This window comes from Protofrankia symbiont of Coriaria myrtifolia (assembly GCF_900634755.1).
Lineage (GTDB): Bacteria > Actinomycetota > Actinomycetes > Frankiales > Frankiaceae > Protofrankia > Protofrankia coriariae.
On sequence record NZ_CAAAFS010000059.1, the window covers coordinates 1805 to 6229 of the forward strand.

Annotated in this window: 3 protein-coding genes; 2 read left to right on the forward strand and 1 reads right to left on the reverse strand. The window is 69.8% G+C overall.

Features of this window, described 5'->3' with window-relative positions:
* Positions 1-159 precede the first annotated feature (159 nt).
* Positions 160-1230: a hypothetical protein gene (locus CM1CMNOD_RS03070; protein ID WP_013872208.1), complete on the forward strand. Its 1071-nt coding sequence runs from the start codon at positions 160-162 to the stop codon at positions 1228-1230.
* A 56-nt stretch (positions 1231-1286) separates the two neighbouring features.
* Here CM1CMNOD_RS03070 and CM1CMNOD_RS03075 read toward each other — a convergent pair whose 3' ends face one another.
* Positions 1287-2066 carry a TetR/AcrR family transcriptional regulator gene (locus CM1CMNOD_RS03075; protein ID WP_242625428.1) on the reverse strand — a complete coding sequence of 260 codons (780 nt, stop codon included), beginning with the start codon at positions 2064-2066 and terminating at the stop codon, positions 1287-1289.
* Between the two features lie 88 nt (positions 2067-2154).
* Here CM1CMNOD_RS03075 and CM1CMNOD_RS03080 point away from each other — a divergent pair.
* A partial coding sequence (locus CM1CMNOD_RS03080; RefSeq protein ID WP_013872210.1) for an MMPL family transporter occupies positions 2155-4425 on the forward strand: 2271 nt, incomplete at its 3' end.

Here is a 4425-nt window from a genome sequence, read left to right on the forward strand (position 1 = left end):
CGGGGGGCGCGACGGGGGAGGGCTGGCTCGGTGGCCGTGGGGGTGGTCCGGCTCATTCAGGGCCTGCGACGACGCGCCGAACACCGTTTCGCGTCGTCTCCGGCCCATTCGAGTAAAGGGGGGTAGTTCTCATGGAAAGCTCACGAGAGAGGGGCGTCCGTGCGTACGCTCGACCCCATCACCCTCGGCCTCGACGCCATCGAGGCCGGTAAGCTCGCCAACGGCATCACCCTGAGCCTGCTCATTCCCGCGCGTGGCCCGGAAGCGGCCCGGACGCTGGGTAACATCGTCGCCCTGAATCGCCAGCACTGGATGCTGGAACGCCCGGTGCTGGACGAGATCGGTGTCGTTGTCGATCCGTCGTCCGACGGTGACGAGCACGACCTGGTACGTATCGCGACGGAAGCCGGGGCGAGCTGGGTCGTTCGGGGGCGGTCGGTGATCGAACGTCACATGAAACACGAGTCACCCTCCTACGGCGGCAAGGCCGGCGCGATGCGCAGCCTTGCCTACCTGGCATTCGGTGACCGGTTTGTATTTCATGACGCCGACCTGGAACACTATGACCCGCTCACCGTGGGTCTGCTGGCGGCGGCCGCGACGATCGACAGCGCGCCGCTGTTCGTCAACGGCAGTTCCCAGCGGGTGACCGGCGACGGCCGGCCCGGCGGGCGTACCACCGAGATGCTGCGCTCCCTGCTCTCCAAACAGCTGGCCCACTACGTCCCCGCCGTCACGACCATCCAGCAGCCGCTCATCGGTGAGTTCGTGGTCGACGCCGACCTCTTCGGCTCGCTGGCCTTTTCCCGCGGGTACGGTGTGGAGACCTCCCTGAAGGTGCTCGCCCTGGATTTCCTGGGCGGTACGGAATGCGTTCAGGTCACATTGCCGGTCAAATACCAGGTCGGTCAGGACTACCGCGACCTCGTCAAGCAGTTCCATGAGATAAGCTTTACGGTCGACGTGCTGGAGGCATATTTCTCCCGCCGTCGGATCGATTCACAGGTGGCGATCTGGGAGATCGCCGACAATTACGACCTGCTGTATCCCGGGCGTACGTACGCGCTGCACCGTCCGCCCGGTTACGACGACGCGGCGTTCGTTCCCCGGCTTGGTTTCTACCAGCCGCTGGCGAATTCGCGGGCCTACCAGGCGCGGATGTTCGAGATCAAGACCGCGCGCCACGCGGCGCTGAAGGCGCTCGAACGCCGGATGCGGGCGTCCGCGTAAGCGGGCTGGCCGGCCCCGGGCCACGCCGCCGGGGCTGGCCAGCCGTCAGTTCGCTGCTACTCCGGTCGGCCGTGTTCCTGCCGCCCGGGCACGAAGTCGACCGGGCCCTGGTAGCCGCACCGAAGCAGGACGTCGAGCATCTGCTGATCGAACAGCGCGCCCACGTCCCGGATCACGGGTGGGAGATGGCCGAACAGCTCCAGGGACAGGAACCCGTGGAGCTGCGTCCAGACGATCAGGCAGGCGGCGAGCCCTTCCGGCGGGATCGTGTTGCGGGTGTCGGCCCGCCATTCCTCAAGTTCGGCGCGCAGTGCCGGCGTGAGTTCGGCGGCGAACCGGGAGGGGTCGATCAGCCCGACGTCGATCGCCTCGGCCATGCAGCGGAACAGCACCGCGACCGAGCGTTCCGTGCCGTCACACGGCTGGCTTGCCGGCGGGGTGTAGTCCAGTCCCAGCGTCCCGAAGATGAGCATGTACTCGGTCACGTGCTCGTGTGACCAGCGGCGGTAGGCGCGGGTGACCTCGAGCCAGCGCCTGGCATGGTTGTCCCTGGGCGCGAGGTCGAAGGCCTCCTCCAGCGTGTCGGCCAGGGAGGCGAACCCGTCGGCCGCCAGCGCGGCGATCAGCTCGTCCCGGCTGGTGAAGTATCGGTAGAGGGCGGATGGCGTGAGCCCCATCGCCCGGGCCACCGCACGCAGGGACACCCCGGCCGCGCCGTGCTCGTCGAGCTGATCACGGGCAGTCTGTTTGATCTCGTCTATGGTGGCGAGACGGAGGCGCTCGCGTCTGGAGACCGGCTGGGCCACGCTGGCCATGCTGGTTCGTCCGGTGAACACTGTCAACTTTTTCGACTGGATGTCTTGACTGCGCCCGGTGTACGCGAACACTGTTCTCTAGAACGATGACAACTCTCCGGAGGTTCCGGTGTTCGCACGCCTCGCGCGCCTGGTCACACGCCGTCCCGGGCTTGTCCTGCTGGCAACCCTGCTGCTCGTGGGCGCGACGGCCGTGCTCGGCGTCACCGCCTTCGGCAAGCTCCAGACCGGTGGGTTCGACGATCCCAGGTCGGGCTCCACCCACGCCGACCAGGCGGTGGAGGAGCGCTTCGGCGGCCAGCCCAGCCTGGTCCTGCTGGTCACGGCCCGCGCCGGGACGGTGGACGCTCCCGACGTCACGGCCGCCGGCAGGGAGCTCACCCGGACCCTCGCGGCCGAGCCGGGCGTGAACAGGGCGGTCTCGTACTGGGACAGCGGTGGGCCGCCCCTGCGTTCCGAAAGCGGCAGGCACGCGCTCGTGCTCGCCTACACCTCCGACGACGACGTGGCGGAGGATCTCGTCGCCCGGTACGAGCAGGCCAGGGACGTCCCCGGCCCGGTGACGGTGACCCCCGGCGGTGCCGCCACCATCGGCGAGAACATCAACGACCAGGTCACCACCGATCTTGCCCTGGCCGAGTCGGTGGCCATCCCGATCACGATGGTGCTGCTCATCGTGGCCTTCGGCGGCGTGGTGGCCGCACTGCTGCCGCTGGCCGTCGGCGTGGTCGGCATCTTCGGCGGGCTTGCGATCCTCTCCGTCCTCGGCAGCCTCACCGACGTCTCGATCTTCGCGGTCAACCTCACCACGGCCCTGGGCCTGGGCCTGGGTATCGACTACGCCCTGCTGATGGTGAGCCGGTTCCGTGAGGAACTCGCCAGCGGGCGGGACCGCGCCGACGCGGTCGCCACCACCCTGCGGACCGCCGGTCGGACGATCGTCTTCAGCGGCGCCACCGTCGTGGCGGCACTCGCCGTGATGCTCGTCTTCCCGCCCTACTTCCTGAAGTCGATGGCCTATGCCGGTATCGCCGTGACGGTCTTCGCGGTCCTCAGCGCGACCGTGGTCCTGCCGGCCATACTTGTGCTGCTCGGGCCGCGGGTCAACGCGCTGCGGGTCGGCGGGCTGATCGGGCTGATCCGCCGCCGGCGGGCCGCTGGGGCGGCAGCCGGCCCCCGGGAGGCCTCCGAATCACCCGCCTGGCGCGCCGTCGCCTCCGCTGTCATGCGCCGGCCGCTGCTCGTCGGCGTGCCCGCCGTCGCCGTGCTGCTGATGCTGGGCATCCCCTTTCTGCACGTCTCCTTCGGCACCCCGGACGACCGGGTGCTGCGCGGCACCGCCTCCAGCCGGCAGGTCGGCGACGTCATCCGGACGGACTTCGCCGCCGACACCGCCGCCGCCACGACCGTCGTGCTGGAGGGGGCGGCTGGCGGCCCCGGCGGGGGCGCTCCGGCTGGCGGGCCCGCACCGGACGGATACGCGCGCGACCTGTCCTCGTTACCGAACGTGGCTCGGGTGAACAGCGCGGCCGGCACCTACGCCGCCGGCCGCCAGGTGACGCCCCCCGCCCCCACGGACTCCCGGTTCTCCGCCGGTACCTCGACCTATCTCGAGGTGGTCCCCTCGGTCGACCCGGCGTCGGACGCCGGGCAGGATCTCGCCAGGGCCGTGCGCGGGCGGCCCGTTCCGGCCGGGACGTCCGTGCTCGTCGGCGGTCCGTCCGCGGTGCTCGTCGACGGCAAGGCGACCATCTCCGACCATCTGCCACTGGCCGTCGGGCTGATCGCGCTGACCACGTTCGTGCTGCTCTTCCTGTTCACCGGCAGCGTCGTCATGCCGCTGAAGGCCCTGGTGCTCAACGCGCTGTCGCTGAGCGCTGTGCTCGGCGCCGCGGTCTGGGTCTTCCAGGACGGCCACCTGTCCGGGGCGCTGGGCTTCCTGCCCGGGCCGCTGGACACCTCCATGCCGGTGCTGCTGTTCTGTATCGCGTTCGGCCTGTCCATGGACTACGAGGTGTTCCTGCTGTCCCGGATCAAGGAGGAGCACGACCGGGGCGTCCCGAACACCGAGGCCGTCGCCACCGGCCTCGCCCGTACCGGGCGGATCGTGACCACCGCCGCGGCGCTGCTCGCGGTGACCTTCGTGGCCTTCGCCACGTCGTCGGTGACGTTCATGCAGATGTTCGGCATCGGCACGGCCCTGGCGATCGTCCTGGACGCCACCCTGATCCGCGGGGTACTGGTACCGGCGTTCATGCGCCTGGCCGGCAACGTCAACTGGTGGGCACCACGGCCGCTGAGGGCCCTGCACGCCCGAATCGGCCTGGTGGAGGCGCCCCGGGTGGAAGTCGCCTATAACGTGCCTGTCGAAAATGTGGGG